This window comes from Clavibacter sp. MX14-G9D, assembly GCF_032917815.1.
Taxonomy (GTDB): Bacteria; Actinomycetota; Actinomycetes; order Actinomycetales; family Microbacteriaceae; genus Clavibacter; species Clavibacter michiganensis_K.
In genome coordinates this window covers 1-3452 of sequence record NZ_JAVCVL010000258.1, presented here as the reverse complement: position 1 = coordinate 3452, position 3452 = coordinate 1, and the positions used below count along the sequence as shown (strand labels likewise).

At 74.2% G+C, this 3452-nt stretch carries 4 protein-coding genes; 3 read left to right on the top strand and 1 reads right to left on the bottom strand.

Annotated elements, in window-relative coordinates; all coding sequences use genetic code 11:
* Positions 1-76: 76 nt before the first annotated feature.
* Positions 77-577 (bottom strand): EVE domain-containing protein, encoded by a 501-nt coding sequence (locus tag Q6969_RS14275; protein WP_317231036.1) that lies wholly within the window; start codon positions 575-577, stop codon positions 77-79.
* A gap of 69 nt (positions 578-646) precedes the next feature.
* On the opposite strand from Q6969_RS14275, the gene Q6969_RS14270 reads away from it, so the two are divergent.
* From Q6969_RS14270 to Q6969_RS14260, 3 genes are all read left to right on the top strand, one after another.
* Positions 647-1201, top strand: a complete 555-nt coding sequence (locus tag Q6969_RS14270; RefSeq protein WP_317231035.1) for a hypothetical protein — start codon at positions 647-649, stop codon at positions 1199-1201.
* Between the two features lie 53 nt (positions 1202-1254).
* Positions 1255-1902 carry a DUF1684 domain-containing protein gene (locus Q6969_RS14265; protein ID WP_317231034.1) on the top strand — a complete coding sequence of 216 codons (648 nt, stop codon included), beginning with the start codon at positions 1255-1257 and terminating at the stop codon, positions 1900-1902.
* A gap of 235 nt (positions 1903-2137) precedes the next feature.
* The coding region (locus Q6969_RS14260; protein WP_317231033.1) for a DEAD/DEAH box helicase at positions 2138-3452 on the top strand (1315 nt) is incomplete at its 3' end.

The window sequence follows — 3452 nt, the reverse complement described above, 5'->3', positions numbered from 1 at the left end:
GGGGCGGGCGCCGGCCACGCCGCCGTCGAGCCGGACCTGGTAGCGGGCCTGCGTCGACGGGTCGGGGTGCGCGGCGTCAGCGGAGGAGGTCACGATCCGATGCTACGGGCGTCCACGGGCCCGCACCTCCGCGGATGACGCGGCGGGACGGCTCGGGCGCCCCGCGGCGCATGGCCTGGCGGATCACCTTGAAGTCGTCGCGGGAGATCTCGAGGAGCCCGGGCGCGAGCTTCCGGCCCCACTCGAGGGCGTCGCGCGTGAAGTCGAGCACGGGGACGAGCGGGCGGATGGGGGCGTCGACCGCGCCGAGGTCCCAGTCCATCCGCCGCCGCCACGGGCGCCACTCGCCCACGCGGCCCTGGTACGGGGCGGCGTCGGCGACGCGGCCGATGGCGGTGAAGGAGCGGAGGAGCTGCCCGTCCGGGTAGGACTCGCGCGGCGAGTAGTAGACGAAGCCGTCGGCCTCGCCGAGCCGCTCGACGGGCTCGCGCGCCCCGCGGTTGACCTGCGCGATGCCGAGGTCCAGGCCGTCGAGCACGCGGTCGCGCGAGACGACGCCCACCCAGTACCTGATCATGTCCGTCCCATCCTGTCCCACGGCGGCCGGCCGTCGGGCACGCCCAGCCGCGCGGAGCACACTGGGGTCATGCGCGTGCTGCTGAAGACCATCCTCGACTGCGATCCCGACGCCGCCTGGCGCGCGCTCCACTCGCCGACCGTCATGCGGGAGGTCGCGGGCCCGCTCGTCGACTTCGTCCCCCTCGAGGACGGCGGGTTCCCCTCCAGCTGGGACGGCCGCGAGCACGTCGCCGCCATGCAGGCGGGCCCGGTCACCGCGGGACGTCAGAGCATCCGGCTGCGCGACATGAAGCCGCGCGTCGAGGGCGTCCGCATCGTGCGGGACGACGGGCACGGGCTCTCCGGCCTCATGGCGATCCCCACGAGCATGCGGCACAGCATGGCCGTCTCCGCGGATCCCGCCGGCCCCGACGCCGACGGCCGCCTCAAGACGCTCTTCCGCGACCAGCTCGAGTTCGAGGCGGGCCTCCTCGGCCCCGCGATGTGGCCCACCTTCTGGGCGTTCTGGCAGTGGCGCGCGTTCCGCCTGCGACAGCTCGCGCCCACGTGGGCGTACGACTGGGAGCCCGAGGCCGGGCCCGACGGCGACGCCTCCCCCGCCGCGGACGTGTCCGCGGGCTGACGTCCCGCGCCCCCGGATCCGAGGCGGACCGCCCGTCCGCGTACGGTGGCCCCATGCCCTCCGCCGCCACCGCCCTCCACGTCGCCGACTGGCGCCGCCGCACGCACGAGATGTACGCGGAGGTGCGCTGGGTCGCGCAGACGGATCCCGCCGGCGCCCACGCGCTCTGGCGCCGCACGCGCGACGACATGTTCCGCAGCCACCCCGCGACGCCGCTCCTGCCCGAGCACCGCGCCGACTTCGAGCGGCTCGACGTGGCCGCCTACGACCCGGCCTGGCGGTTCGAGCTGGAGGTCCACGACGACCGGGGCGACGAGCGCCACGAGGTCGAGACCGGCACGGACGGCGTCGTGCCGTTCGAGCTGCTCGGCTCCGTGCACCTGCCGGCGGCCGACGGCCGTGACGGCGGGAGCCTCGACGTATGGCGCCTCGCGAGCTACGGCGGCGGCCTGCACCTGCCCGTGAAGGACGCGTCGCACCGGCGCGAGGGCGGCACCTACGGGGGCGGCCGCTACCTGCTCGACACCGTGAAGGGGGCGGACCTCGGTTCCGCCGCGCCCGGCGCGATCGTCGTCGACCTGAACTTCGCGTACAACCCGTCGTGCGCCTACGACCCGGCCTGGGCCTGCCCGCTGGCGCCGCCCGGGAACGTCCTCGACTTCGAGGTGCCCGTGGGCGAGATGGCGTTCTCCCAGGACTGACGCTAGGCTGGGGGTACTTGCGAGCACATCATCGTGCTCCCTGCGTCGAGAGAACGCGTTCCCTCCTCGCCCCGATCAGATCGCCGACACCGGCCGACGGGTGCGGGTGACATCTTTCTTTTGGCGAACGGATGCGCCCATCGGCGCCTTCGCCATCCTCCGCTTCCGTGCGTGTCCGCCCACCGGCTGACCCGCACGCCGGGGCGGACCCCTGCCTGGAAGGCAACTCCCCCGCATGTCCACTGACACCTTCGGCGCGCTCGGCGTGCCCGCTCCCCTCGTCTCGGCCCTCACGGCGAACGGCATCACCACGCCGTTCCCCATCCAGGTCGACACCCTCCCCGACACCCTGAACGGCCGCGACGTGCTCGGCCGCGGGAAGACGGGCTCCGGCAAGACGCTGGCGTTCGCCATCCCGATGATCGCCCGCCTCGGCGGCGGGCTCGCCGGCGGCCGTCGCCGCCCGGGCCGCCCGCTCGGCCTCATCCTCGCGCCGACCCGCGAGCTCGCCACGCAGATCACGGCCGCCATGGCGCCGCTGGCCGAGGCGTACGACCTGACGACCACCACGATCTTCGGCGGCGTCTCGCAGCAGCGCCAGGTCGCGGCCCTCAAGGCCGGCGTCGACGTGGTCGTGGCCTGCCCCGGCCGCCTCGAGGACCTCATGAAGCAGGGCTTCGTGAACCTCGACGCCGTGGAGATCACGGTCCTCGACGAGGCCGACCACATGGCCGACCTGGGCTTCCTGCCCGTCGTCACGCGGATCCTCGACAAGACCCCGAACACCGGCCAGCGCATGCTGTTCTCCGCCACGCTCGACAACGGCGTGGACAAGCTCGTCCGCCGCTACCTGCACGACCAGGTGCTGCACTCCGTGGACGAGGCGAACTCGCCCGTCGCCGCCATGACGCACCACGTCTTCGAGGCGTCCGACGTGGAGGCCAAGCGCCTCCTCGTGCAGAAGCTCGCGGGCGGCACCGGCCGCCGCATCCTCTTCATGCGCACCAAGCACCACGCCAAGAAGCTCGCGAAGCAGCTCACCGACGCGGGCATCCCGTCGGTGGACCTGCACGGCAACCTCTCGCAGGTCGCCCGCGACCGCAACCTCGCCGCGTTCGCCGCGGGCGACGTCAAGGTCCTCGTGGCCACCGACGTCGCGGCGCGCGGCGTGCACGTCGACGACATCGAGCTCGTGATCCACGTCGACCCGCCGGCCGAGCACAAGGCGTACCTGCACCGCTCGGGCCGCACGGCGCGCGCGGGGTCCGCGGGCGACGTCGTCACGATCATGCTGCCGGCGCAGCGCAAGGACGTGCAGCTCCTCATGCGCAAGGCCGACATCCACGTCACCCCGCAGCAGGTCACCGAGCCCTCGCCCGCCGTGGCCGAGCTGACGGGCGCCGTCGCGGCGTACGTGAAGCCCGCGCCGCGCGAGACGAAGTCGGTGCGCGAGGCCACCCAGCGCCAGTCGCAGGGCGGCCGCGCCAACGGCGGCGGACGCTCGCAGGGCGCCAACGCGCAGCGCAAGCGCGCGGCCCGCGACGGTGCGC

Coding starts and splice junctions, on each gene's coding strand:
- Q6969_RS14270 (WP_317231035.1), top strand. CDS start 647: ATGCGCGTGCTGCTGAAGACCATCCTCGACTGCGATCCCGACGCCGCC.
- Q6969_RS14275 (WP_317231036.1), bottom strand. CDS start 577: ATGATCAGGTACTGGGTGGGCGTCGTCTCGCGCGACCGCGTGCTCGAC.
- Q6969_RS14265 (WP_317231034.1), top strand. CDS start 1,255: ATGCCCTCCGCCGCCACCGCCCTCCACGTCGCCGACTGGCGCCGCCGC.